Here is a 24,908-nt window from a genome sequence, read left to right as displayed (position 1 = left end):
CGGCCGCCCGTCCGTAGTCTTGCGGAGCGGGCCCGCCCGCGAGCTTCCGGCGCGCTGCCGCAGGCTTCACGCGCCGGCTACCGGATCAGGCCGACATTGTGGACGACGCCTCGTCCGGCCATCTCACCTGCCGGGGCCCGGTGCGGACGACAACGACGGAATCCGAGCCCGGCCGGGACGACAGCAGCGCGGCCCGGCCCGGGACATCGTCGTCCGATCGATCCGGGACGGTGGCGGTGCGCGGCCCGTCTCAGCGGATCACGACATCGGCATCCGGCGGCAGACCGTCCACCGGCCACCAGCGCAGATCGGTGGATTCCGCGCTGCGCACCGGCACCGACCCGGGCGGGGCGGTCATCCGGAAAAGCAGATCCAGATGCCGCGTCGGCACCCCGAGCGAACAGGTGATCGGATGTGCTTGGGCCGCATACAGTTCCGGCTCCAGCCGCAGGCCCTCGATGCCCGACTCCTCGGTGGCCTCGCGCAGCGCGGCCGCGGGCACCGTCTCATCGGTCTCCTCACAGTGGCCGCCCAGCTGGATCCAGCGTCCGACCCGCGGATGCAGCGTCAACAGCACCTCCCGGCCATCGTGGGAGAACACCACGGCCGACGCCGTGATATGGCCGGGCTCGTGCTCGCGCAGACAGCCGCGCGGTGCCGAGCCGAGGAAGGCCAGCATGGCCTCGCGCACCGAGGCGTCGGGCCCGGCGTCCGGTTTCCACGCTGTCAGCAGTTCGGTCGCCGAGGCGTGCAGCGATTCGGCGCTCACAGCTCCACCAATCCCGCGGCGGGGTCGCGGGGCGGACGGGGGGTCAGCTCCTCGGCGGGATGGCCGACGGCGATGGCGCCCAACGGATTCCAGTCGCCGTCGACACCGAGCACCTCCCGGGTGACCTCCGGCGCGAAGATGGTCGACCCGATCCAGCAACTACCCAGACCCTCGGCAGCCAGCGCGACCAGCAGACCCTGCACCGCGGCACCCACCGCCACGGTGAACATCGTCTGTTCCGCAGCCCACCGGCGATCGTCGGGATAGTCGTGGGCGCCGTCGGGCACACAGAACGGGATGATCATCTCCGGGGCGTCGAACAGGATGCGGCCCCGGTTCACCCGGCGCTCCACCCGTTCCGGTTCCAGGCCGTCGGCCAGGAGATCGGCCCGCCACTTCGCTGCCATGGCGGTGAGCAATTGTTCGCGTCGCGCCCGGTCACGCAGCCAGACGAACCGCACCGGGCGGGTGTGATGGGGCGCGGGTGCGGTCAATGCGACCGCGGTCGCCGCGCGGATCAATTCCGGATCCACCGGTTCCGTACTGAAATCGCGGACCGAACGCCGCAGCAGTACCGCCTCCCGGCGACCCTTCTGCAACGCCTCGGCGGTACCGAGCCAGAACAGATCGTCGGTCCCCGCGCGCACCAGATCGGTTGCGGTGGAACCGTTGTCGGTGAGCGACAGACCGCGCACCACCGCCACCGGCACCCCGCCCAGTTTGCCCTTCACCAGGTCGGCGGCGGCGGCCAGTTCGTCGGCGATCGCGACCTGGGTGACCTGCAGTTCGTTGCCCTGCCCGTCCACCGCGCCCGAATAGTCGTGCAGCACCCGCAATCCCGCGGACCCGATCGCGACATCGGTCTGGCCGTTACGCCAGGCACGGCCCATCGTGTCGGTCACCACTACGCCCACATTCACCCCCAGCCGCGTCGCCAGCGCCGAGCGCAGGGCTTTGGCGCTGCCGTCGGGATCGGCGGGCAGCAGGACGAGTTCGTCGCGTTCGACATTGGAGCCGTCCACGCCGGATGCCGCCTGCACGATGCCGAGCCGGTTCTCGGTGATCAGCGTGCGGCCGCGGCGGGCCACGATGCGCACCGATTCCTGTTCCACCAGGTGCCGCCGTGCCGCGTCGCGCTGCTCCGGATCGGTGGGCGCGGCCACGATCCGGCCCTCGGCCTTCGCGACGATCTTGCTGGTGACCACCAGGATGTCGCCGTCGGCCAGCCACGGGGCGCAGTCGGCGATATGTTCGGCGAGGTCGTCGCCGGGCCGGAATTCCGGTAATCCGGTGATCGGCAGAATACGTAATTCCGCGGCGGCGTGATCGGCAATTACCTCGGCAAACGACTCGGTCACGGTTTCACTCCCGCCAGTTCCAGGGCGGCCCGCACCATTTCGGCGGTGGTCGGCGGGTCCGTCATCAACAGGGGAACACTGCGCACCTCGACGCCGGACACCTCGGCGGTATCGGTCGTATGGATCAGCCAGCCGTCGAGAATGCCGGTGGCGGAACGGGATCCGTAGTGGCGGCCGACCGCTTCCGCGGTGGTCTCCACACCGATCACCGACAGGCATTCGTCGGCCATCCCGCGCAGCGGCTTGCCGTCGATCACCGGCGAGACCCCGATCACCGGCGCCGCGGTGGTACGCAACGCCCCGCGAATTCCAGGCACCGCCAAGATCGCTCCCACACTCACCACCGGATTCGAGGGGGCCAGTAATACGACATCTGCATCGCCTATGAGTTCGATCACATTCGGTGCAGGTTTGGCCTCATCCGCCCCGATTGTGGCGAATCCATGAGTTCGAACGTCGGCCCGGTACCGAACCCACCACTCCTGAAAATGGATCGCGCGGCGTTCGCTGGGGCTCTCCGGATCGCTGATAACAACATGCGTTTCGCAGCGATCGTCGGTTGCCGGGATGAGTTCGACGCCCGGTTGCCACCGTTTGCACAGCGCCTCGGTGACCGCCGAGAGTGGATAGCCGGCGCGCAACATTTCGGTACGAACGAGATGTGTGGCGATATCCCGATCCCCCAGCCCGAACCAGTCCGGCTGGGCGTGATATTTCGCCAACTCCTCCTTGGCGTGCCAGGTTTCTGCCGGCCGGCCCCAGCCGCGCTCCGGATCTATTCCACCACCCAGCGTATACATGCAGGTATCGAGGTCGGGGCAGATTCTCAGGCCGTGCATCCACACGTCATCGCCCACATTGACGATGGCCGAAACCTTCGCTTCGGGCAGCAGCTCCCGCACACCCAGCAGGAACCGCGCGCCACCGACTCCGCCGACCAGGACGACGATACGGGGGCCATTGGCGGGCCCGATGTCCGCTTGTTCTGAAGTCACATCTGTACACCCTATGCCGCGCGATAAATAGTGCGTCTTCCGCTATATTTGCCGCTCATTTGCTATTCGGGTCACAAGATCGACTCGGAATGCCGCGCGGGATAGTAACGGAATAGTGACGGTGGCTTGACCATCACACCCGGCGGCGTGTCTAATCACAGACATGTCATTCCGGACCGCGCGGGAAGTGCAAGGCGCGAACGGAAATTCGAACAGGTGTTCGAATTCGAATGACGGGCTCGGGGAAGTCCGCGAGACAACATCGCGGAGTTAGGCCGTCGATATGCGTGTGGATCGACGGAACGAATTCATTCTGCGCTAACACACAGTGAGGAGGCGGAGCGATGGCCGAAGAACTGGCCCCGGCCGGCATTCCGGTGGGTGTATCGCGAACCGATTCCACAGCAGGCGCAGCACGAGGCGTCGCTGCTGACAACGGCTGGACCGATCGCGATCGGAGTGAGCGAGAATCGACACCCCGGCTCAGCCTGATCGTGACCGGTTTCGACGAGATGTTCGACTCCATCGAAGAACAGTGGCAGGAACGCGCACTCTGCGCGGAAACCGATCCAGAGGCCTTCTTCCCGGAGAAGGGCGGCTCCACCCGCGAGGCCAAACGCATCTGCATGGGATGTGAGGTCCGCGACGAATGCCTGGAATACGCGCTCGCACACGATGAGCGGTTCGGAATCTGGGGCGGCCTGTCGGAGCGGGAGCGCCGGCGCCTCAAGCGCGGTATCGGCTGACGAGACCGCTCGCGTCGGTGCGCCCCGGAGCAGGTAGCCGGGGCGGGCCGTCGCGATCGGCGCTCGGTGACTAACGTTCGAGTCATGGCCCGATCCCGCAACCGCAGACCCCCGACCGCAAGGTCGGTCAGCCGCCGAGGGCGCGGCGTGCGCGGACCCATGCTGCCCCCCACCGTCCCCGCGTGGCGCACCCGCGGCCAGAAATTCGACCGCCTCGTCCTGGAGGCGTTCGCCCCGCTGGACACCCGCTGGCACGACCGCCTCACCAAACTGGATATCGCCGTCGACGATGTCCCGAAAATCCGTCCGCTGCACCCGGATTCGGTCACCTGGCCGGACGAGGTGGTGGCCGACGGCCCGGTCCCGCTGTCCCGGCTGATACCGGCCGGGGTCGACCGGCACGGCACCCCCATCCGCGCGCGGGTCGTCCTGTTCCGCAAACCCCTGGAACTGCGTGCCGGCGACCCCGAAGACCTCGTGGACCTGTTGCGCGAAGTCCTCGTCCAGCAGATCGCGACCTACCTCGGCGTCGACCCGGACGTAATAGACCCCGAACCGGAATAGCCGGGTTCCACCCACCGCCCGCCTCTGGCCTCCGTCGACCGCTGCGGACAGCCATACATTCTCCGGCCGATCCCGCACGCTCGAATCCATCCGATCCCCAGCCGCTCACGACTGTGCAGCCCGACCCCTCGCCGTTCCCCCGCCGAACCTCCGCAACCCCCTCCCCCGAACCGCCGAGCCCCGCTGTCGGAGCCGGCCCGATTCTCCGGTCCTCCTTCGAAGTCGGGGCCCGCCCTTGGTCTGAAGCGGGAAAGCGAAGCGGAGGAGCAGCGGAGTGAGGACCGGGGGTTGATAGGGCCCGGCCCGTCGACGAGCGGAGCGCCTCCAAAACACAGCCAGCCCCATTTCCGGATGGTCAACCCGCAACACTTCGCGGAGGGCCAACCAAGAGCACGCATCACCGCTCCCCCACCCCGCGCCGCCGAAATCAAAACATCCGCATGGTCCACCTACGTGGTTCGGGGCCGTCTCGTTCTGGAGCGACAGAGCGGGGGAGCGAAGCGGAGGAGCGGCGGAGTGAAGAACGAGACCAAGGGGGCCCCGAACCCGCGCCGCCGAAGGCGGCGCCATAGATACAGATCACACCTCGACGCGCCGGGGGGAGCCGGATCGGTGAGCGTGTCTGACCCCCTTCGGTCCGCACGGCGGGTTACTCTCATCGACGTGATCTCCATGCGTCGTTGCTGCCGACCCGGCTGCAAGAATCCGGCCGTCGCGACGCTGACCTATGTTTACTCGGACTCCACCGCGGTGGTGGGTCCGCTGGCGACGGTGGCCGAACCACATTCCTGGGATCTGTGCGGAACGCACGCCTCCCGGATCACCGCCCCGAAGGGCTGGGATATGGTCCGGCACGAAGGCGGCTTCGCGACAACCCCCGACGACGACGACCTCACGGCACTGGCCGAGGCCGTCCGGGAGGCCGGCCTACGCCGCCGCCCACCCGAGCCCGAACAGCGCGGATACCGCGAGCACACCCCGCCGCCGCGCCCCACTCGCACCGGACGCCGCGGCCACCTCCGGGTGTTACCCGATCCACCGAGCTGAGCGAGTTCCCGGCCCGCCGGATACCCCGGCCGCGAGAACCGGATGCGCAGTGCGCCCGGCGCGACGATCAACCGCTGCCGAACCCCGGCGCTCGGCCGCCACTGCCCTGACGTGCCCGGTGTCGGCCCCGAGCGGAGCGGGAGGCAGCAGTGGATACGCCGCCGAAACACACCTACTAGGGTGTTCCCCATGACAGTCGCCCGCTCTGCCGAGTCCGTGAACGCGGTGATCAAGGCCTACGACATCCGCGGCGTCGTCGGGGAGCAACTCGATGCCGATTTCGTCCGCGATACCGGTTCGGCGTTCGCCCGGCTCATGCGGGCCGAGAACGCGCGGCGCATCGTGATCGGTCACGATATGCGCGCCTCGTCACCGGAACTCGTGGATGCCTTCGCCGCCGGCGTACTGGCCCAGGGGCTGGACGTGGTGCGGATCGGCCTGGCGTCCACCGATCAGCTGTATTTCGCCTCGGGCACCCTCGACTGCCCCGGCGCCATGTTCACCGCCAGCCACAATCCGGCCCGCTACAACGGCATCAAGCTGTGCCGGCCGCGGGCGCTGCCGGTCGGGCAGGACACCGGCCTCGCCACCATCGCCGAAGAACTCGTCACCGGGGTGCCGGGCTACGACGGCGCACCGGGCAGCAGCACCGACACCGACCTGCTCGGCGACTACGCGGCGTTCCTGCGTGAGCTGGTGGATCTGGACGGTATCCGGCCGCTGACCGTCGCGGTGGACGCCGGGAACGGGATGGGCGGGCATACCGTGCCCGCGGTCCTCGGTGCGCTGCCGCAGGTCACGATCGTGCCGCTGTATTTCGAACTGGACGGGTCCTTCCCCAACCACGAGGCCAATCCGCTGGACCCGGCGAACCTGGTGGATCTGCAGAAACTGGTCCGGGAATCCGGCGCCGATATCGGGCTGGCCTTCGACGGTGACGCCGACCGCTGCTTCGTGGTCGACGAACGGGGTGAACCGGTCTCGCCGTCGGCGATCACCGCGCTGGTCGCCGAACGCGAGCTGGCGAAGGAGCCGGGCGCCACGATCATCCACAACCTGATCACCTCCCGGTCGGTGCCGGAGCTGGTGACCGAGCTGGGCGGAAACCCGGTGCGGTCCCGGGTGGGGCATTCGTTCATCAAACAGCTCATGGCCACCACCGGCGCGGTGTTCGGCGGTGAGCATTCCGCGCACTACTACTTCCGCGATTTCTGGGGCGCCGATTCCGGGATGCTGGCCGCGTTGCACGTGCTGGCCGCCTTGGGCGAGGACAAACGTCCCGTCTCGGAGCTGATGTCCTCCTACACCGGCTACGCCGCCTCGGGCGAGATCAACTCGACCGTCGCGGACGCGGCCGGACGCACCGATGCGGTACTCGACGCGTTCGCCGCCCGCGCGGTCGCGGTGGACCGGCTGGACGGGGTGACGGTGCAACTGGCCGACGACGCCTGGTTCAACCTGCGCGCCTCGAATACCGAACCGCTCCTGCGGCTCAACGTCGAAGCGCGCACTCCGGAGGAAGTAGACGCACTCGTGACCGAGATTCTGCGCATCGTCCGCGCCTGACTGGAATAGTGGAAATACACACCGTGGATTCGCCCGTTCCAGGCCCGGTGTCCACAACTGTGGCAATGGCGGCGACCGATAACAGCGCGATGAGGGGAGGTGCCACGCCCGATGATCGCTGATACCCCGGTACTCGATCTGGACGATGCCGCAATGCTCGAGGCCGCCGATACCGGCGGCGCCCTCCGTTCCGCCGCGTCCGGTGGCGCCCAGGTCCGCGCGATCGCCGCGGCCGTGGCCGAAGGGACGCTCGCCCGGCTGGACGGTCTGCAACCACGCAGCTTGCTGCTGGTATCCGGGCCCGGCCGCGCCGGCCGCGCGGCCGGGCTGCTCGTGGCCGCGCTCGGCGACCGGGCCGGGCTGCCGCTGGTACCGGTGACGACGGTCCCCTCCTGGGCCGGCCCCTTGGACGTGGTGCTGGTCAGCGGCGACGACGCCGGCGATCCCCGGCTCATCGACGCGGTGGACCGAGCGGTGCGCCGCGGCGCCGAAGTGATCGTGGCGGCCCCGAACGAGGGTCCGCTGCGGGCCGCGGCCGCCGGCCGCGCCGCCGTACTGGAACCACGGGTACCGGTGTTGGACGCCAACCGGCTGCTGCGCTATCTGGCGGTGGGGATCGCGGTGTTGCGCACGATCGACCCGGTCCGCTCGGCAGCCGGACTGCCGGATCTGGCCGATCTCGCCGATGTGCTCGATACGGAGGCCCTGCGCGACGGACCGCAGCACGAGGTGTTCCACAATCCCGCGAAGAACCTGGCCGTGCGCACCCAGCAGCGCGGGCTGATCCTCACCGGTGATTCCCCCGCGACCACCGAACTCGCGGTACATGCCGCGGAGGTGCTGCTGCAGTCGGCCGGCCGGACCGCCGCCGCCGTGGATCTGGCGGTCGCGGTGGCCGCGCTTCCGCAACTGGTCGATACCGCCACCGCCGCCGCGCCGGATTACGATCCGCTGTTCCACGACGAGCAGCTCGACGGGCCGCCGCCGGTGGAGAAGAAGCGGGTCTTTCTGTGCAGCACCGATTCCGATACCGCCGGCCTGCGGCGCAAATTGGCGCTGTTCGGGGGCGCCGGCGGCGGAACGGTCGATGCCGACCTGGTGACGGCCGAAATCGAAACCGCCCCGGCCGATCCGTCGCGCGCGGAATCCGGCGAACCCGCACCGGAGCCCGCGCCCCGGATCGGCGGGGAACTGGAACGGCTGGCGGTGCTGGCGCTGCGCTGGGAGATGGCGGCTGCCTATCTGCGGCTCATCGGCGGCCGTGCGGTCGTGGCGGGCGATCCCGGCAGTTATGACGGGGGACGCTACTAGTGCACGAACTCGTAGGTGCGCTGCGCTCATATGCGTGGGGGTCGCGCACCGCGCTCGCCGAACTCTGCGGCCGCCCGGTCCCTTCGGCGCATCCGGAAGCCGAGCTCTGGTTCGGTGCCCATCCCGCCGATCCCGCCTATATCCGGACCGACAACGGTAAGCGCTCACTGCTGGAAGTGGTCTCCGCCGAACCCGGCCGGGAACTCGGCGCCGCCGCGACCCGCTTCGACGGCCGGCTGCCGTTCCTGCTGAAGATCCTGGCCGCCGAGGAACCGCTGTCGCTGCAGGCACATCCGAGCGCACAGCAGGCGGCGGCCGGGTTCGCCCGGGAGAACCGCAACAAGGTGCCCCTCGATTCGCCGATGCGCAACTATCGCGACGACAGCCACAAGCCGGAATTGGTGGTCGCGCTGGAACGTTTCGAGGCATTGGCCGGTTTCCGCGACCCCGTGCGCACGGTGGAGCTGTTCCGTGCGCTGAAGGTCACCGAGCTGGTTCAATACGCCGAACTATTGGCCGCGCAACCGGATTCCGACGGCCTGCGCACCCTGTTCACCAGCTGGATCACCCTCCCACCCACGGTGCTGGACACGCTGTTGCCGGCGGTGCTGGACGGCTGTGTGCGCTATCTGTCGAATTCCGAACGCGAATTCGCGGCCGTCGCGCAGACCACGCTGGAACTCGCCGAGAGCTACCCGGGCGATGCCGGTGTGCTGGCCTCGCTGCTGCTGAACCGGATCACCCTGCAACCCGGCCAGGGGTTGTTCCTGGCGGCCGGGAACCTGCACGCCTACCTGCGCGGCGTAGCAGTGGAGATCATGGCGAACTCGGACAATGTGCTGCGCGGTGGGCTCACCCCGAAACACGTCGATGTCCCGGAACTGCTGAAGGTCCTGGATTTCGAGCCCATCGACCTACCGGTGGTACTACCGGAACCGGCCGGCGACGGCTCGGTACGCTACCGGACCCCCGCCCCCGAATTCGCGCTGCGCCGATTCGATATCACCGCGGGTTCGGCCCTGGTCCCGCTCACCGATGCGGGCCCGGGCATCGTCCTGTGCACCGCCGGTTCGGCACGGCTGCGCGACGGGAACTCCGAGGTACGCCTCGACCGCGGCACCGCCGCCTGGATCTCGGCCGCCGACACCGATATCCGCGCCCAGGCCGCCGACGGCCCCACAACCCTCTTCTGCGCCTGCGTCGGTGTGTAATTCTGTGTTTATTTGTGCCGCCTCCGGCGGCACGGGTTTTGGCCCCCCTTGGTCCCTGCTGTCAGCACTCGACACTCGCGGCTGCGCCGCATCGCATCGAGCACTGACAGCAGGGACGGGCCAAAACCTCCAAGGGCCTCGTAAGACTCGGCACCGCCGTGGTCCCGTTCGGTTCCGGTGTTATGTTGAACCGCTGAGAGCCTCGCAAGACTCGGCGACGCCGTAGTTGCGTTTCGATTTCGGGGTTATGCGAACCGCTGAGGGCCTCGTAAGACTCGGCGCCGCCGTGGTCGCGTTGGGACGGTGTGGGGGGCGAATGTAGACGGTCGGGCGCGGGAACGGGGACAGGACTTATAGGGTTGTCGCCGGGAAGGCCTCGACCCCGCGGTGCGCCCGGCGCCGCAGAGTACATATAAGGGTGGAAGATGTCGGCTGGTGGAAGTAAGAAGGCGATTCTTGCGGCGTTGACGGCGAATGCCGGGATCGCGGCGGCGAAGTTCGTGGGTGCGGCGATCACCGGTTCGGCGTCCATGCTGGCCGAGGGTGTGCACTCCGTCGCCGATACCGCGAATCAGGGATTGCTGCTGTTCGGGCAGAACCGGGCCGAGCAGGAGGCCGACGAACTGCATCCCTTCGGGTACGGCCGCAGCCGGTACTTCTATTCGTTCGTGGTGGCGCTGGTGCTGTTCACCCTGGGCTCGGTGTACGCGCTGTACGAGGGCATCCACAAGGTCCAGCATCCCGAGGAACTCAGCTCACCCATCGTGGCCGTCGTGATCCTGGTGGTCGCCATCGGCCTGGAGACCTACAGTTTCATCACCGCCTACCGGGAATCCAAACCCTTGAAGGGGCGGGCGAGCTGGTGGCAGTTCATCCGCAATTCGCGCAGCCCGGAGCTGCCGGTGGTGCTGTTGGAGGACACCGGCGCGCTGGTCGGGCTGGTGCTGGCGCTGGGCGGTGTCGGGCTCACGATGGTGACCGGCGATCCGGTATGGGACGGCGTCGGGACCCTGGCGATCGGCGCGCTGCTGGGGATCATCGCGGTCATCCTGATCGTCGAAATGCACAGTCTGCTGATCGGTGAGGGCGCGACAGCCGCGGAGGACCGGGCGATCCGGGAGAACATCACCGACGGCAAGACCATCGATCGCCTCATCCATATGAAGACCCAGTACATCGGCCCGGAGGAAATGCTGGTCGCCGCCAAGGTGGCGGTGGCGCCGGGCCTGGATATCACGCAGATCGCGACGGGTATCGACGAGGCGGAGAGCCGGATCCGGGCCGCGGTGCCGACGGCCCGCATCATCTACCTGGAACCCGACCTGTACCGCGAGTCCGCCGCGGACGCCTAACCCTCCGGGGTGGCCGCGGATTTCGCGGCCACCAGTTCGTAGGGATCGGTGCGGTCACCGAACACCGTGCGCAAGGCGTGCGTCGCGGCGTGGGTGCCTGCCATACCGTGTACGCCGCCGCCGGGCGGGGCCGCCGAGGAACAGAGATAGACCCCGGGTATCCCGGTGGCGTACGGATTCCAGCGCGGCGCCGGCCGTAACGCCGTCTGCAGCAGCGTCATCGCGCCCGAGCCGATATCGCCGCCGACATAGTTCGTGTTGTACTCCGCCAGCTGGGCCGCGGTCTGCACATGCCGGCCCAGGATCAGATCCCGGAATCCGGGGGCGAAACGTTCGATCTGGGCGATGATGTGATCGCTGATATCGCGGCCGGAACCGTGCGGGACGTGCGCGTAGGCGTACAGCGTGTGCCGCCCGGCCGGGGCGCGGCTGTCGTCGACGACGCCGGGCTGGATGACCAGGGTGTAGGGCCGCTCGGTATGCATCCCCGCCGCCACGGCGTGCTCGGCCGCCATCGCTTCGGCACGGCTGCCCACCAGATGCAGGGTGCCGGCTTCCGCGCAGCCGGGGGCCTGCCACGGCACCGGTCCGGAGAGCGCGAAATCGACCTTGCAGACACCGGGCCCGTAGCGCACCTTGTTCAGCCGGCGCCGGTACCCGGCCGGGAGCCGGTCACCGGCCAGACGCACCAGTTCGGCGGGCGACGTATCGCACAGTATCGCGCGGGCCCCGCCGAACTCGGCGAGCGAATCCACCCGGTGCCCGGTGATCACGCGGCCGCCGCGGCGCCGTAATTCCGTGGCGAGCGCGTCCACGATCGCCTGGCTACCGCCACGCGGGATATGCCAGCCGCCCGCGTGGCCGAGCGTGGCCAGCAGCAGCCCGGCGCCTACGGCGGGCAGCTTGCGCGGCGGCCGGATGGTATGCGCGGCGACCCCGCTGAACAGCGCCGGTGCGACCGCCCCGTGAAAACGCGCGTTCCACAACGGCGACCCTTGTTCCAGCAGGCGCAGACCGAACCGGACGGTGGCCGGGCTGATCGGTACATGCCGCATATCGGCGGTCGCGGTCTCGACCACCGCGGACCAATCCCGGACCAGCGGCTCGAACAGGCTCCGCCAGGCCGCGCCGTCGCGACCCAGTTCCGCCACGGTGCGGTCCAGATCCCGCCACGCCACCCCGGCGGTACCCCCATCCAGTGGATGCGCGTACGACGCCGCGGGCGCGAGCAACTCGACACCGTGCGCGGCCAGGTCGAATGCCCGGAAGAACGGGGACGCCGCGGCCATCGGATGGGCGCCGGCGCAGATATCGTGCCGGAAACCGGGCAGCGTCACCTCCGCGGTCCGGCAGCCGCCGCCCAGCGTCTCCCCCGCCTCGTATACCTCGACCTCGAGCCCGGCACCGGCCAGGATCACCGCGGCCGCAAGCCCGTTGGGCCCGGATCCGACGACTACGGCTTCCGCCGTGCTGTCTCCATGAGGCATGCCCCGAGTCTAGGTGCTGCTCCGGCGGCGGCGCGGGCACAGCGACGCACCGGCTGGGTTCGGGCAGCGCCGATTCACCCTTGCGTCACCGCGGACAGCGCTTCGGAGACCGCGCGCCGGCCGGTATGCGCCGGGAGATGCGAGTAGCCGTGCAGGGTGAACAGTGGGCGACGGGTCGGCGCACCGGCCAGGCGCAGGTCGGGGAAGGTCTCGAAGAGAGCACGCAGCGCGTGGCCGGCTTCCATCCGGGCCAGGCCGGCGCCGAGGCAGACGTGGATTCCGCTGCTGAAGGCCAGGTGGTTCTTCGCGTTCTCCCGGGTGATGTCGAAGCGGGCGGGATCGGGGAAAACGGCGGGGTCGCGGTTCGCGCCGGCCAGGGACAACACCACCGTGGAACCCGGGCGCAGCGTGCGACCGGCGAGCTCGAATTCGCTGTGGGCGATCCGGCCGGTGGTCTGTACCGGCGGATCGATCCGCAGGATCTCCTCGACCGCGTTCGGCCAGAGTTCGGGTTCGGCCCGTAACCGGTCCAGCTGATCCGGATGGTTCAGCAGCCAGACGATCCCTTTGCCGATCAGGTTGACGGTGGTCTCGAACCCCGCGCCCATGAGCAAGGTGGCCGAGGTGCACAGCTCGTACGTGGACAACTCCCCCGCGGTGACCAGGCTGCTGAGGATATCGTCGCCGGGTTCGGCGCGCAGCCGCTCGATATGGTCGAGCAGGTAGCGGTGCACCCGCTCGGAGGATTCCATGGCCCGCCGGTGGGTCTTCCAGGAGATACCCAGGTCGAGCAGTGGGCTGATATCGTCGCCCCACTTCAGGAACATCTCGCGGTCGGCATCGGGGAAGCCGAGCATCTCGGAGATGATCGCGATCGGCACCTGGGCCGCGAACTGGGTGACCAGATCGGCGGGCCCGTTGTCGGGCAGGCCGGCCAGCAGTTCCTCGGTGACGGTCGCGACCCGGTCGCGCAGCCGGCCGACGGCCCGCGGGGTGAACGCGGCGGCCACGGGTTTGCGCATCCGAGTGTGCTCGGGCTGGTCGATCATCAGCATGGAGGGCGGATCCACCGGGTTCGGCGGAACCGGCCACCGGTCGAGCATCTTGCGGGCCTTCTCCGGCAGCGGCAGCAGGCCGGGCAACCCGGTACCGAAGCGGTTGTCCCGCAGCACTTCCCGGCACAGGTCGTAATCGAAGGTGACCCACACCGGGGCGACCCGATGCAATCCGCCGGCGCCGCGCATCTGTTCGATCAGCGCGTACGGGTTCTCGATCCCCTCCGGCCCGCCGTTGAGCCGGGCGAACGGTTCGCCCCGGCGCAGCCGGGCCTGCTTGGCGGCCCGGATCAGTCCGTGATGGTCGATCCATCGGAAAAGGTACTGCGGTTTCATCCGGCCCCTCCGTCGTTGCTCCGTCGCATCCGCAGTCGACGTTACGCAAATCACCGGACGGGCGGTACCTGCCGGAGTCGGACTTCACCACCTACCGTGGTAGGAGAAACCGGTCAGAGAACCCGGGTGACCCGCTCGGTCTCCACGCGCCGATCCCGCTGCGCCGGATCGGGATTGGTGACCTGTACCAGCGACGCCCCGGCGGCCAGCACCGCGATGTACCGGTCGATCAGTTCTTCGGCGGTATCCCAGCTTCCGCTGGAAAGGATCCGGTCGGATTCCGAGAAACCTTGCCGGGCGGCCGATTTCCGGGCCGCGGTGAAAACCTCCTGCACCGGCATACCGTCCAGGGCGGCGCCCGCCCCGCCGGGATGGAACTGATCGCCGTGCACCCGGACCGCCGTCGCGTAATCGGTGACGCCGAGCGGCAGATCGCGCACGGGTGCGCCCATGGGGTCCAGCGACAGGGCCGCCACCTCGGGAGCGTCCTCTGTTTCGGCCAGCCGGTCGGCGGCGGCGAACACCAGTTCCGCGTCGGGATCCGGGTGCAGGACCACTTCCGTACCGGCCCACCAGCAGCCGAGCAGGACGGCCGCGGTCTGCCAGTGCGCGGGCAGCAGTACCGCGACCCGGGCGCCCGGAGTGAGCCCGAATTCGTCGCGGACGAGATTGGCGGTTTTGACGGCCCAGTTGGCCAGGGTCAGGCCGGACAGTTCGATACGCGCGCCGGTCGCGTCGTCGTACCAGGTGATCCGGGGTGCGGCCGGTTCCCGTTCGAGAATCGGGTCGAGTACCGCTTCGGGGAGGGTCGTGGCCTGATCTACGTCACGCATGGTCTGCTTTCCGCGCTCGATTCACACAGGGTCAGTTCACACAGGTGGGTCCGTCTTCGGCGGCCGCGATGGGCGGCGCGGGCGGCACCGGGGTGGCCGATGTCGAGGTGTCGCCGAAATCGATCACCTCGGTATCGGATCCGGGGCCAGCGTAGTCGCTTGCCAGCACCACGCTCACCGTCCCCGCCGCGACGGTGGGATCCGCCGCCACCGGGAGGCCGCCGAGCGCTGCGGCCACCGCCGCGGCGGTCCGGTCCGATTCGGAGGCGGCGAGCACCTGGCTTTCCGAAACCGGCTCGTCCGCATAGTTACCCACGTCGCCCTGCAGATAACCGAGGGCGCCCAGTTCCCCGGAGACGGCCCCGGCCAGGCCCGGGACCAGGCTGGAGTTGTAGACGTTCACCTGGACCGTTCCCGGATCCGCGGCGGGGGCCGCGGATGTGGTGGCCGGGTCGGCGGGTTCTTCGCCGACCAGCCCGGCGACATAGTCCTGCACCTCGCCGGGTTCGACCCGGACCACCGACTCCCCGTCGGAGGTGGTGCCGTTGAGGTCGGCCACCGGAATCGTCTCGAAGGTGACCTTCCCGGCGGACAGATCCTGCAGTTGGTTCAGGAACGCCACCAGATCCCAGCCCTCGTCGAGCACGATGGTGCGGCCGACCGCGTCGCTGAGCTCGCGCAACCGGCTCGGGTTGCCGAGCGTATCGGCGCTGACCACCTGGTGCACCAGCTGGGCCATGAACACCTGCTGGCGCACGATCCGGTCCAGATCACCGCGTTCCAGGTTGTGCCGCTGGCGGACGAAGCTCAGTGCCTGCGGTCCGTCCAGTTTCTGGCGGCCCGCCGGGAAGTAGGCACCGGAGAGTGGTTCGTCCACCGCGTGCCGCAGGCAGACGTCCACGCCGCCCACCGCGTCGGTGAGCAGTACGAACCCGAGCAGGCTGACCTCGGCGTAGTGGTCGACGGTGATCCCGGTGAGCCCGGCCACCGAGCCGATCAGCGCCTGCCGGCCACGCTGCGTGGATTTCTGCTCCGCCGATTCCGCCGATTCGCCGTCGGCGAGCAGATCGTCCTGCACGGTCTGTTTGGTGATCCCGTACGCGGAGTTGATCTTGCCTTTGCCCAGGCCCGGGATATCGACGTAGGCGTCGCGGGGAATCGAGATCGCGGTGGCGGAGCGGCCGTCGTTGGGTACCCGTACCAGCACGATGGTGTCGGTATTGGTCCCGATCTCGTCACCCGCGTGCAGCATGGCGCGCTCGGATTCGGTGAGCGGATCGCCCTTGGCATCGGTGCGCGAATCCACACCCACGAGCAGGATGTCCACCGCACCGTCGCGATGCCCACCGAGACCCAGATCGCTGATCCGCTCGATATTCGACACCAGCGAATCCACCCCGCGCCAGGCGAACCCCGTCCCCACCAGCACAATCAGAGCAACCGATGCGACGAACACCCGCACCGGACTCCACAACGTCGGCTCCCCACGCTGCACCACCTTTTGAATTCCTCTCCCCGTCCGGACCGGTCGAGGACCCCGATCCACATCGCGTATGCCGTTCGAAACACCTTCCGCACCACGCAGGCTAACCAACAGCAGCCCCGGTGAGGCCGATTCGGCATGTCGACGGCGTGCCAGACTGACCCGGTGAACGACGTCGTACCGACCGGAACCGATCTCGCCGCCCGGCTCGTGCTCACCGGGGCCGGCGGACAGGTGGGCCGGGAACTGCTGCGGTTGGCGCCCGCTGTCCGCGCGTATACCCGCTCCCGGCTCGATATCACCGACGCGGCCGCCGTGGAATCGGTCGTGCGACCCGGCGATATCGTCGTCAATTGTGCCGCCTTCACCGCCGTGGACCGGGCGGAATCGGAAACCGAGGCGGCATTCGCGGGCAACGCGACCGGGCCCGCCGTACTGGCGGCGGCCTGCGCCCGGGCCGGCGCGCGGCTCATCCACCTCTCCACCGACTACGTCTTCCCCGGCACCGCGACCACCCCCTACGAACCCGGCGACCCCACCGGCCCCGCCACCGCCTACGGCCGCTCCAAACTCGCCGGTGAGCTCGCGGTGCAACAGAACTGCCCGGATGCCCAGATCGTCCGCACGGCCTGGGTGTACAGCGGTACCGGTGGCGATTTCGTGGCCACCATGCGGCGGCTGGAGCGGGAACGCGACACCGTGACGGTGGTGACCGATCAGATCGGCTCCCCCACCTACGCCGCCGACCTCGCCGCCGGCCTGCTCGAGCTCGCCGCTCACCCCGGCGCCCCCCGCGTGCTGCACGCCACGAACGCGGGCCGGGCCAGCTGGTTCGAGGTCGCCAGGGCGGTATTCGCCGGTATCGGCGCCGATCCGGCGCGGGTGCGGCCCTGCACATCCGCGGAATTCCCGCGACCGGCGCCCCGGCCGGCTTTCTCCGTACTGTCCGGCGCAGCCTGGCGCGCGGCCGGCCTGACTCCATTGCGCCCATGGGAATCCGCGCTGACCGAGGCACTGACCAGGACGGCCGGTTAGGGTGGTGCGCTGTGAGCGCTTCCGATACCCCGGATCATCAGCCTGACCGGCCACGCTTGGCCGTGGTCACGGTCACGTATTCGCCGGGCGAACATCTCGAGCATTTCATCAGCACCCTGAACACCGCCACCGCGGAGAAACCGCAGGTCATTCTGGCCGACAACGGATCGACCGACGGTGTGCCCGAACTCATCGCCGAAGCCAACGCCCATGTGCGGTTCCTGTCCACAGGCGGGAACATCGGCTACGGCGGTGCCATCAACCGGGCGGTCGCCGAACTCGATCCGAGCCTCGAATACGTGCTGATCGCCAACCCCGATATCCGCTGGGGTGCCGACTCCATCGACATCATGCTGGCGGCCGCCCAGCGCTGGCCCCGGGCGGGCGCGATCGGCCCGCTGGTGCGCGAACCCGACGGCAGCGTCTACCCCTCCGCGCGCTCGGTCCCCGGCCTGCTCGACGGCGCCGGGCATGCCGTCCTCGGCGCGGTCTGGAAAACCAATCCGTGGACGCGGCGCTACCGGCAGGAGAACGAGGAGATCTCCGAGCGCACGGTCGGCTGGCTGTCCGGGTCGTGCCTGCTGGTGCGCCGGGAGGCGTTCGACGCGATCGACGGCTTCGACTCCCGCTACTTCATGTACATGGAGGACGTCGACTTCGGCGACCGGATGGGCAGGGCCGGCTGGCACAACGTGTTCGTCCCGGACGCCGAGGTCACCCATGCCAAGGGGCACGCCGCCGGGCGCAATCCGGAGAAGATGCTGCCCGCCCACCACGCCAGCGCCTACCGCTTCCAGGCCGACCGCCATCCGCACTGGTGGCAGGCCCCGCTGCGCTGGGCGTTACGGGCCGGACTTGCGATTCGCTGCCGCATTGCGGTTCGATCCGCACTGCGTGCACGGCAGCGGGAACTGTCCGCCTAGCCGGCCGCAGGTACCGGCCGCAGGGCCGGACCGGGTCGAGGAACAGATGGAACAAGGGAGCTCCATGGCATCGCAAGCACGCGCGGACGCGGTCATCCTGGTGGGCGGTAAGGGCACCCGGTTACGGCCGCTGACCCTGTCGGCGCCCAAACCGATGCTGCCGACCGCGGGGGTGCCGTTCCTGACTCATCTGCTGTCCCGGATCGCCGCGGCCGGCCTCACCCACGTGGTGCTCGGCACCTCCTACAAGGCCGAGGTCTTCGAGGAGCATTTCGGCGACGGTGCCGAACTCGGCCTGCAGATCGAGTACGTCACCGAAACCGAACCGCTGGGCACCGGCGGCGGGATCCGCAATGTGCTACCGCGGCTCACCGCGGACAATGTCATGGTGTTCAACGGTGACGTCCTCGGCGGCACCGACCTGGGAGCCATCCTGGACACCCACGAGAGCACCCGGGCCGATGTCACCCTGCATCTGGTGCGGGTGAGCGACCCGCGTGCCTTCGGCTGCGTCCCGACCGACGCGGACGGCCGGGTCACCGCGTTCCTGGAGAAGACCCAGGATCCGCCCACCGACCAGATCAACGCCGGCTGCTACGTGTTCCGCCGCGAGTACATCGAGAAGATCCCGGCCGGGCGCCCGGTATCGGTGGAACGCGAGGTGTTCCCGGCGCTGCTCACCGAGGGCGCCCGGGTCCAAGGGCACGTGGACACCTCGTACTGGCGGGATATGGGTACGCCGGAGGATTTCGTACGCGGCTCCGCCGACCTGGTGCGCGGCATCGCGCCCTCGCCGATCCTGCCCGGCCAGCGCGGTGAATCGCTCGTTCACGAGGGCGCCGGAGTGGCGCCGGGGGCCCTGCTCATCGGCGGCACCGTGGTCGGCCGCGGCGCCGAGGTCGGCGCCGGCGCCCGCCTCGACGGCGCGATCCTGTTCGACGGCGCCAAAGTGGAGGCCGGTGCCACGGTGGAACGCTCCATCATCGGCTTCGGCGCCCGGATCGGCCCCCGCGCCCTCATCCGCGACGGCGTCATCGGCGACGGCGCCAATATCGGCGCCCGCTGCGAACTCCTCCGCGGCGCCCGCGTCTGGCCGGGCGTGGAAATCCCGGACGGCGGCATCCGCTACTCCACCGACGTGTGACTGCAATGGCCGACAGGCAGAGGTGACGGCCGACCGATAATGACCGGCGTCGGGTGCCGGCAAACGGAACAACCTGGTGTGGTGACCAATGTTCCTTTTTCCTCCCTAAGGACCAGTGACAACAGGGGTGATCTCGAGGGACGATCAACAGAGTTCGATCTGCTCGAGTTCCTCCCACATTCGTGCTCGCTACTCCCACCGAACGAGTTGAATTGCACGAGGAGGTGGACATCCGCCGAGCCACATCCCGTCGACTCCCAGAGTGATCTGGAGTGCGCCTATGCTGTGTGCCCGCCGATGCCGTGGATAGCCGAGCTACGGCCGGATGCGGAAACGAATCAAGTTGCGCGGGAACTGGCTTCCTTCCGCAACGATCTCGCCGCAGACGTCGACGGACTGGGCCTGTTGATCTGCTCGGCGACCTCTTCGGCCACCGACATCCTTCAGGCACTGCGCGATACGTCACCCGATTCACGAGTGATCGTGGTGCACGTGGGGCACCTCTCGGTGGATCCGTGGGCTGAGCTGGCCATGGGCGCCGACGACGTGCTGCAATGGGACGCCGACCCCGAGCCGATCCGCGCCCGTCTGTACCGGATCGGCGAGGTGGAGCAGATCATCGACTCCGCCGAGGTGCGGGAATTGATCGTCGGACGCAGTGCGGCGCTACGCCTGGCACTGCGCGAACTGGTCACCGCAGCCCTGTTCGGAACCGGACCGATCCTGATCTCGGGCGAGACCGGCACCGGCAAGGAACTCGCAGCCCGGGTCGCCCACCGGGTCGGGCGCCCGACCTCGACCGGACATCTCGTGGTGGTCGATTGCACAACTGTTGTCGCGGGGCTACTGGGCAGCGAACTTTTCGGACACGAACGCGGCGCGTTCACCGGCGCGGTAGCCGCCCGTACCGGAGCCTTCGCGGCCGCCGACGGGGGCACCTTGTTCCTGGACGAGATCGGCGAACTGCCGCTGGAGCTGCAGCCCGAATTCCTGCGCGTGCTGCAAGAGGGCACCTACAAACGGATCGGCGGTGACCGGTGGCAACGCAGCGATTTCCGGCTTATCTGCGCAACCAACCGCGATGTGTTGCGTGAGGTCGACGAGGGCCGGTTCCGCAGCGACCTCTACTACCGCATCGCGGCATCGGCGGTGTCGCTACCTCCCCTGCGCGAACGCGGTGAGGACATCCTCGATCTGTTCGGTCATTTCTATGCCGAGGCGTGTGGCGGCATGCCCAAACTCGACGTAACGGTGGCTCGAGCCCTACGGGAGCGCGAGTATCCCGGCAATCTGCGTGACCTGCGCCAGCTGGCCCGCCGAGTCGCAGCGCGTCACGTCGGTTCCGGCCCGATCACGCCCGGTGACCTGCCTCCAGTGGACCGGCCTCGGCCCGACCCGCATGAATCGACTGCCGGATGCCCCGAGCCCGGATTGGCCGCGGCAGTGCGGGCTGCGGTTGCGGCTGGCGCCACGCTGCGGCAGCTGCGTGATCAGGTTGCCGACCTGGCCGTCGACACCGCGCTGGCGCACAGCGATGGCAATGTCCGGGCGGCGGCCGCCCGCCTCGGGGTGACGGATCGTGCGTTGCATCTGCGCCGCGCCCGTGCTCGGGATGGCATCGAGTGAGTCCGGCCTGTCAGGGTCTCGTGGCCAGCTCGGTCGCCAGCTGCGCGAACGCTGGATCGCCGGTGGCCCGTGCGAGCTCGCCGTAGAGCGCGGCGAGTTCCTTCCACACGATATCGGGGCCGCTGCGTGGGCCACCGTAGCCACGGACGGCCGGGCGTCCGCTGATCCGGTGCAAATGCCCCCGCACGAATTTCTCCACGGCGTGGCCGAAGTATCCCGACTCGTCGACTCTGGGGAAGGGAAGCACCTCGGGTAGTCTTCTGGTCCCGGCCTGCTGGAGCGGGCCGAGCACGACAGGCCCGGACCGCTCCCGCGGCGGCCAGGTGACGCTGCGCGCGTAGACCCGGACTGCGGCGGCGCGGCCACGGCGTACCGGTTTGCCCGACGCGTCGATCGGGACATAGGTAACCAGTAGCTGTACCCCGCCGGCGAAGAGAGGCGGCTTCTTGCCATCGCCGTAACGATAGCTGCGCAGTTGGGCGAGCCCTTGGCGGATGCCTGTGTCGGTGTGCGGTTTGACCTCGGCGATCCCAGGCCCACCCGGTGGCCGGAACGGCTCGCGCGCATCGGTGGTGTCGGCCCAATTGCGGGTCTCCTCGCTCGATGCGAACAGGTACATGATCGCCTCCTCAACGGTTTGCCGCGGGCCCGGCAAGCCGGATCAGGTTGCCCCCCGCCACCAGTTCGAAGTCGGTTCCGGACAGGCCGAGCGCTCGGATCTTCGCCAATTCCACGCCCGGGTGCAGATACGGTCCGTCGGTGCCGAACAAGATCTTGTGCGCTCCGGCGCGCCGGACGGCGTCGGCCAAGATGTCGAAGTACCGGACTCCGGAGGTGTCGGTGAACAGGTTCGGGGTCCGGGACAATTCGTCGACGAAAGCCGCTTGCGCTTTCCAGTCGTCGGCGAACGACGAGAGGTGCGGCACGATCCAGGCGACATCGGGGTAGGAACAGGTCATCCGGCGGACCACCGGGATATCACCGCGCGGATCGTAGAGCACGGGCACACCGTGCCTGCGCGCGGCCTCGGCGATCTCGGACGTGATCACGCCATCGGACCAGTGCACCTTGATTCCCCGCGCGCCCCAGGCCACAGCACCGGCGACGATGCGGGCCACCCGGCCGCGATCCGCGCGGGGGTTGACGAACACGTAGCCCAGGAACCGGCCGGGATACGCGGCCACGAGAGCCTGGACCTCGCGGTTGGCATCCGCATAACGTCCGACCGGGGGAGCCATCAGGACTGTGCGCCCGATTCCGGCCCGCTCTGCCCGGCTGAGGTAGCGGGTCAGCGAGCTATCGCGCTCACCACGCCGCACCAGCACGCCGGCGGTACCGGTGTGGCAATGCGAGTCGATAATCGGGCCGGTCATGCGGCACCCTCGTCGGCGACGGCGCGCAGCACCGTCCCCAGCCGGTGTATCTCGGCCGCGCTGTGGCGCGCGCCGAGGGCAAAGCTCAGCAGCGCCTCGCGACGGCAGCGCGGCCGCTGCACGAGCGCGTCGATGCCGTTCACGCGCAACATCTCCCACCACCGGACCGCAGTGGTGACCGGCAGCGGTACACCGACCATCGGAAACGGCAGACCATTGCACGGCAGACCTGCTGCGGTGAGCATCCGGCGGGCAGCCATGACTCGCGTCTGTAACCGCATCCGGCGGCGGCGCAGCGGCCCGGAGAGCCGCAGTGCCCGCTGGGCTGCCGCCAGATCGGGTACCGAGGGCGGCGCGGCATGCAACCGGCTACCGTCCGACCGCCACCTCGCCAGCACCGGCTCCGGCCCGGTGACAACGGCCAGCGGGGTCCCGTAGGCCTTCGCGAAAGAAGCCACCCACACCAGGTCACGATGGTTGACGCCGAATCGACGAGGCGTGCCGGTCCCGTCGCCGAAGATCTCGCCGGGCACCGTCCGGCCCAATACGCCGCAAGCCAGCGAATCGTCCAGGACGAGCAGCCCCCCGGAACCGACCGCGAGATCACGCAGCGCGGCAATCGGCGCCGGACGGTTGCAGCCCGGGCACCATCCATCACTCGCGACGATCAGCCATCCGGCGGGTCGCTCGATGCTCTCTGGACAATGGTGGCGGTACGTGCAAACTCGGGCACCCGTCCGGCGAGCGGCCTCGGCGGCGAGCTGCAGTGTGGGATACGCGGCCTCATCCACCACCACCGTCGTCCCCGGCCTGGGCAGCAGGGTGAACACATCGAGCAGGGCATGCAGGGACGACCGGGACACCAGCCCCGCGTCCGCCCGCTGCGCGGCGGCCATCGCGGTCCCGATCCGCTCAGCGACCGCCGATTCGTCTACGGCGGCGGGTACCCCGGTGGTCAGCGATGCCCAGTCCGGCAAGCTCGCCGACGGATGCAGCAAACCGAGGAACAGTGCGGAGGTGAAGTCCGCCCGGCGGCCGGTGGTCACGCCCGCGTCCGCTGGTCGTCGAGCCGCCGCTGCAGCAGGTCCGAGAGCATGGTCGCGTCGACGGCGGTCTTGAGGTCGATACCCACCACCGTTTCCAGGGCACCGATATAGCGTTGTATAGGATTGCGGAAATTCAATGCCCAGCTCTTGGCGTGCTCGCGGGTCCGCTTCGAGTCGTTCCAGCGACCGTGCCGTATCGACAGCAGGAGCTGCTCACCGTGGACGGCGAGTTCGAAGAAATGGGTCACGCTGGTATCGGACCAGTGCTGCAGGGTCTTCATTGTATCGACCCGGTCCATCCATTCCTCCTCGTACGGCATCATGGTGGGACCGCCGAGGAATTCGTGCATCTCCGGTTGCGCGAGCATCCATTGAATGGTGAGCATCTCTGCTCGCGCGGCAGGCGCCAGTGCGGCAAATTGGTTGTGCGCTCCTCGCGCAAGTATGAGATGCACCTCCTGCAGATTACTGAGCAACGGGAATGCATCGGCGTCCACAGTCTTGTCATCAAATTCCTTGAAGAATCCGGAACAGGTATGCAGCAGCCGGTGAAATGCCTCTAAAAACTGACTGCGACGCTCGGAAAGCGTGGATGCGTGTGGAATCGCCCTTCCGCGTAACCGGAGACCGTATTCGTATTCGTATTCGGCAGCGCGCCTGCGCACGGTGAGACGATTTTTTTCGTCTTCGGCAAACGGCCACAAAAACGCTCGTAACGACATCAGCGGATTGACATTCAGCCGCAACAGCGGATCGCCGACCGGGTCGGACCGGCGGTTCTGGAAGCGGGCGACGATCCGGTTCATCGTCTGGACCAGCATCGCCTCCTCCATCCAGTAATTCCAGATCAATTCGACGAACGGGACGTTGATCAGCGGGTACGCTCGCTCCAGTTCGTCGAGATCTTCACCGTTCACGAGCTCATGACCGTAAGGGCGTTCTCCGAGGTACCACTTCGAAGGATGCTTGATTCCCTCCACGTACGAACCGGTCAGCACATCCCGGAAGACCCCGTCGGCCAGATCGGAATCTGCCTCCATGGCGGATTTCGGCAGAGCCGCATGAGCAACGAACTGGTCGGCGAGACTTTTCAACGAGGAATACGCATCGTGACCCAGATGGTGCCCGCCTTGCACCTTAAGTTGAGGGTGCACGAACTCACAGAATTTCTCGAACCGCATCCGCAGACCGACTTTATCAACGAACGCCCAGAGAAGTTCGTCCTCGGTCTGTGGACGCCGTGAAGGCTCGAGAGAAACAGGAATAGGCCTCGTGTACGGATTTTCGACGACATTTCCTATTGTGGCAGTATTTACGGTAGATCCGATAATTTCATCACCTGCGTTCAGGATATCGGTCGCCCGCGCGTCATCAAGGCCGGAGCCACCCGCACGGAACCATCTTATTATTACGTCGCCGACGTCCTCGGCAACCACTGAAATATAGGTAACTTTTGCCCTGCGGTCAGATGTCAAATGGTACCTGAACACGTCTTCCCGTTCGTCTTCGACAAAGCTGACGATCTGCCCCTCGACCATAAACCAGTAATATCCTGACTGATCACTTTGTTCGAACTCGAGTTTTATGGAACCTGCAGTACCTATGATCAGGTGCTCCGGCAGCAATGATGCCTTCATTTCATCTGCCT

At 68.2% G+C, this 24,908-nt stretch carries 22 protein-coding genes; 11 read left to right on the top strand and 11 right to left on the bottom strand.

What is annotated here, in order from left to right:
* Positions 1 to 250 precede the first annotated feature (250 nt).
* Genes ACQEVO_RS01605 through cofD form a run of 3 tightly spaced genes read right to left on the bottom strand, consistent with a single transcriptional unit; the run spans position 251 to position 3,101 of the window.
* Positions 251 to 769, bottom strand: a complete 519-nt coding sequence (locus tag ACQEVO_RS01605) for an NUDIX hydrolase (RefSeq protein ID WP_432908068.1) — start codon at positions 767 to 769, stop codon at positions 251 to 253.
* A complete protein-coding gene (locus ACQEVO_RS01600) occupies positions 766 to 2,127 on the bottom strand; it encodes a coenzyme F420-0:L-glutamate ligase (protein WP_432908065.1) in 1,362 nt (453 codons plus the stop codon). The genes ACQEVO_RS01605 and ACQEVO_RS01600 overlap by 4 nt, the downstream gene beginning before the upstream one ends.
* Positions 2,124 to 3,101, bottom strand: coding sequence for a 2-phospho-L-lactate transferase (gene cofD, locus ACQEVO_RS01595; RefSeq protein ID WP_432922231.1), 978 nt, complete (start codon positions 3,099 to 3,101; stop codon positions 2,124 to 2,126). Before cofD ends, ACQEVO_RS01600 begins: the two co-directional genes overlap by 4 nt.
* Before the next feature lie 533 nt (positions 3,102 to 3,634).
* Between cofD and ACQEVO_RS01590 the strand changes: the two genes are divergently transcribed.
* The 7 genes from ACQEVO_RS01590 to ACQEVO_RS01560 all read left to right on the top strand — a co-directional run bounded on the left by ACQEVO_RS01590 (position 3,635) and on the right by ACQEVO_RS01560 (position 10,919).
* Positions 3,635 to 3,868 (top strand): WhiB family transcriptional regulator, encoded by a 234-nt coding sequence (locus ACQEVO_RS01590; RefSeq protein WP_033243613.1) that lies wholly within the window; start codon positions 3,635 to 3,637, stop codon positions 3,866 to 3,868.
* Between the two features lie 84 nt (positions 3,869 to 3,952).
* Entirely contained in the window at positions 3,953 to 4,432 is a 480-nt protein-coding gene (locus tag ACQEVO_RS01585) for a metallopeptidase family protein (RefSeq protein ID WP_168433861.1), read from the top strand.
* Between the two features lie 672 nt (positions 4,433 to 5,104).
* On the top strand, positions 5,105 to 5,479 hold the full coding sequence (locus tag ACQEVO_RS01580) for a DUF3499 domain-containing protein (RefSeq protein ID WP_432922227.1): 375 nt from the start codon (positions 5,105 to 5,107) through the stop codon (positions 5,477 to 5,479).
* A 189-nt stretch (positions 5,480 to 5,668) separates the two neighbouring features.
* On the top strand, positions 5,669 to 7,045 hold the full coding sequence (locus ACQEVO_RS01575; protein ID WP_432908062.1) for a phosphomannomutase/phosphoglucomutase: 1,377 nt from the start codon (positions 5,669 to 5,671) through the stop codon (positions 7,043 to 7,045).
* Positions 7,046 to 7,156: 111 nt separating this feature from the next.
* The gene (locus ACQEVO_RS01570; protein ID WP_432908060.1) at positions 7,157 to 8,356 is read left to right on the top strand and encodes a tobH protein; all 1,200 of its coding nucleotides are present in this window, start codon (positions 7,157 to 7,159) and stop codon (positions 8,354 to 8,356) included.
* Positions 8,356 to 9,567, top strand: a complete 1,212-nt coding sequence (manA, locus tag ACQEVO_RS01565; RefSeq protein ID WP_432908058.1) for a mannose-6-phosphate isomerase, class I — start codon at positions 8,356 to 8,358, stop codon at positions 9,565 to 9,567. Before ACQEVO_RS01570 ends, manA begins: the two co-directional genes overlap by 1 nt.
* A 425-nt stretch (positions 9,568 to 9,992) precedes the next feature.
* A complete protein-coding gene (locus ACQEVO_RS01560) occupies positions 9,993 to 10,919 on the top strand; it encodes a cation diffusion facilitator family transporter (protein ID WP_432908055.1) in 927 nt (308 codons plus the stop codon).
* On the opposite strand, the gene ACQEVO_RS01555 is transcribed toward ACQEVO_RS01560, so the two are convergent.
* From ACQEVO_RS01555 to ACQEVO_RS01540, 4 genes are all read right to left on the bottom strand, one after another.
* Positions 10,916 to 12,406: a phytoene desaturase family protein gene (locus ACQEVO_RS01555; RefSeq protein WP_432908052.1), complete on the bottom strand. Its 1,491-nt coding sequence runs from the start codon at positions 12,404 to 12,406 to the stop codon at positions 10,916 to 10,918. The two genes, ACQEVO_RS01560 and ACQEVO_RS01555, sit on opposite strands and share 4 nt — an antisense overlap.
* Before the next feature lie 74 nt (positions 12,407 to 12,480).
* Positions 12,481 to 13,797, bottom strand: coding sequence for a cytochrome P450 (locus ACQEVO_RS01550; RefSeq protein WP_432908050.1), 1,317 nt, complete (start codon positions 13,795 to 13,797; stop codon positions 12,481 to 12,483).
* Between the two features lie 113 nt (positions 13,798 to 13,910).
* Positions 13,911 to 14,630 (bottom strand): TIGR03089 family protein, encoded by a 720-nt coding sequence (locus tag ACQEVO_RS01545; protein ID WP_432908047.1) that lies wholly within the window; start codon positions 14,628 to 14,630, stop codon positions 13,911 to 13,913.
* A 31-nt stretch (positions 14,631 to 14,661) separates the two neighbouring features.
* Positions 14,662 to 16,128 carry an LCP family protein gene (locus tag ACQEVO_RS01540; RefSeq protein ID WP_432908044.1) on the bottom strand — a complete coding sequence of 489 codons (1,467 nt, stop codon included), beginning with the start codon at positions 16,126 to 16,128 and terminating at the stop codon, positions 14,662 to 14,664.
* Between the two features lie 150 nt (positions 16,129 to 16,278).
* On the opposite strand from ACQEVO_RS01540, the gene rfbD reads away from it, so the two are divergent.
* The 4 genes from rfbD (at position 16,279) to ACQEVO_RS01520 (ending at position 20,841) form a co-directional block, all read left to right on the top strand.
* Positions 16,279 to 17,148 (top strand): dTDP-4-dehydrorhamnose reductase, encoded by an 870-nt coding sequence (gene rfbD / locus ACQEVO_RS01535; RefSeq protein ID WP_432908041.1) that lies wholly within the window; start codon positions 16,279 to 16,281, stop codon positions 17,146 to 17,148.
* Positions 17,149 to 17,159: 11 nt separating this feature from the next.
* The gene (locus ACQEVO_RS01530) at positions 17,160 to 18,071 is read left to right on the top strand and encodes a glycosyltransferase family 2 protein (protein WP_432908038.1); all 912 of its coding nucleotides are present in this window, start codon (positions 17,160 to 17,162) and stop codon (positions 18,069 to 18,071) included.
* Positions 18,072 to 18,135: 64 nt separating this feature from the next.
* Positions 18,136 to 19,215: a sugar phosphate nucleotidyltransferase gene (locus ACQEVO_RS01525; protein WP_432908036.1), complete on the top strand. Its 1,080-nt coding sequence runs from the start codon at positions 18,136 to 18,138 to the stop codon at positions 19,213 to 19,215.
* Between the two features lie 297 nt (positions 19,216 to 19,512).
* A complete protein-coding gene (locus tag ACQEVO_RS01520; protein ID WP_432908033.1) occupies positions 19,513 to 20,841 on the top strand; it encodes a sigma-54-dependent transcriptional regulator in 1,329 nt (442 codons plus the stop codon).
* Between the two features lie 10 nt (positions 20,842 to 20,851).
* Here the strand turns inward: ACQEVO_RS01520 and ACQEVO_RS01515 are convergent, their stop codons facing one another.
* From ACQEVO_RS01515 to ACQEVO_RS01500, 4 genes are read right to left on the bottom strand one after another with little or no spacing between them, the layout of a single operon-like run.
* The gene (locus ACQEVO_RS01515; RefSeq protein ID WP_432908030.1) at positions 20,852 to 21,460 is read right to left on the bottom strand and encodes a hypothetical protein; all 609 of its coding nucleotides are present in this window, start codon (positions 21,458 to 21,460) and stop codon (positions 20,852 to 20,854) included.
* A gap of 10 nt (positions 21,461 to 21,470) precedes the next feature.
* A complete protein-coding gene (locus ACQEVO_RS01510; RefSeq protein ID WP_432908027.1) occupies positions 21,471 to 22,214 on the bottom strand; it encodes an amidohydrolase family protein in 744 nt (247 codons plus the stop codon).
* The gene (locus ACQEVO_RS01505) at positions 22,211 to 23,260 is read right to left on the bottom strand and encodes an aminotransferase class I/II-fold pyridoxal phosphate-dependent enzyme (protein ID WP_432908024.1); all 1,050 of its coding nucleotides are present in this window, start codon (positions 23,258 to 23,260) and stop codon (positions 22,211 to 22,213) included. Before ACQEVO_RS01505 ends, ACQEVO_RS01510 begins: the two co-directional genes overlap by 4 nt.
* The gene (locus tag ACQEVO_RS01500; protein WP_432908021.1) at positions 23,257 to 24,897 is read right to left on the bottom strand and encodes a hypothetical protein; all 1,641 of its coding nucleotides are present in this window, start codon (positions 24,895 to 24,897) and stop codon (positions 23,257 to 23,259) included. Before ACQEVO_RS01500 ends, ACQEVO_RS01505 begins: the two co-directional genes overlap by 4 nt.
* Positions 24,898 to 24,908 lie beyond the last annotated feature (11 nt).

Origin of the sequence: Nocardia sp. CA-290969 (assembly GCF_050936135.1) — a bacterium.
Classification (GTDB): domain Bacteria; phylum Actinomycetota; class Actinomycetes; order Mycobacteriales; family Mycobacteriaceae; genus Nocardia.
This window is presented reverse-complemented; position numbering and strand designations above follow the sequence as displayed.

Coding starts and splice junctions, on each gene's coding strand:
- ACQEVO_RS01590 (WP_033243613.1), top strand. CDS start 3,635: ATGTTCGACTCCATCGAAGAACAGTGGCAGGAACGCGCACTCTGCGCG.
- ACQEVO_RS01585 (WP_168433861.1), top strand. CDS start 3,953: ATGGCCCGATCCCGCAACCGCAGACCCCCGACCGCAAGGTCGGTCAGC.
- ACQEVO_RS01580 (WP_432922227.1), top strand. CDS start 5,105: ATGCGTCGTTGCTGCCGACCCGGCTGCAAGAATCCGGCCGTCGCGACG.
- ACQEVO_RS01575 (WP_432908062.1), top strand. CDS start 5,669: ATGACAGTCGCCCGCTCTGCCGAGTCCGTGAACGCGGTGATCAAGGCC.
- ACQEVO_RS01570 (WP_432908060.1), top strand. CDS start 7,157: ATGATCGCTGATACCCCGGTACTCGATCTGGACGATGCCGCAATGCTC.
- ACQEVO_RS01560 (WP_432908055.1), top strand. CDS start 9,993: ATGTCGGCTGGTGGAAGTAAGAAGGCGATTCTTGCGGCGTTGACGGCG.
- ACQEVO_RS01555 (WP_432908052.1), bottom strand. CDS start 12,406: ATGCCTCATGGAGACAGCACGGCGGAAGCCGTAGTCGTCGGATCCGGG.
- ACQEVO_RS01550 (WP_432908050.1), bottom strand. CDS start 13,797: ATGAAACCGCAGTACCTTTTCCGATGGATCGACCATCACGGACTGATC.
- ACQEVO_RS01545 (WP_432908047.1), bottom strand. CDS start 14,630: ATGCGTGACGTAGATCAGGCCACGACCCTCCCCGAAGCGGTACTCGAC.
- ACQEVO_RS01525 (WP_432908036.1), top strand. CDS start 18,136: ATGGCATCGCAAGCACGCGCGGACGCGGTCATCCTGGTGGGCGGTAAG.
- ACQEVO_RS01520 (WP_432908033.1), top strand. CDS start 19,513: ATGCCGTGGATAGCCGAGCTACGGCCGGATGCGGAAACGAATCAAGTT.
- ACQEVO_RS01515 (WP_432908030.1), bottom strand. CDS start 21,460: ATGTACCTGTTCGCATCGAGCGAGGAGACCCGCAATTGGGCCGACACC.
- ACQEVO_RS01510 (WP_432908027.1), bottom strand. CDS start 22,214: ATGACCGGCCCGATTATCGACTCGCATTGCCACACCGGTACCGCCGGC.
- ACQEVO_RS01500 (WP_432908021.1), bottom strand. CDS start 24,897: ATGAAGGCATCATTGCTGCCGGAGCACCTGATCATAGGTACTGCAGGT.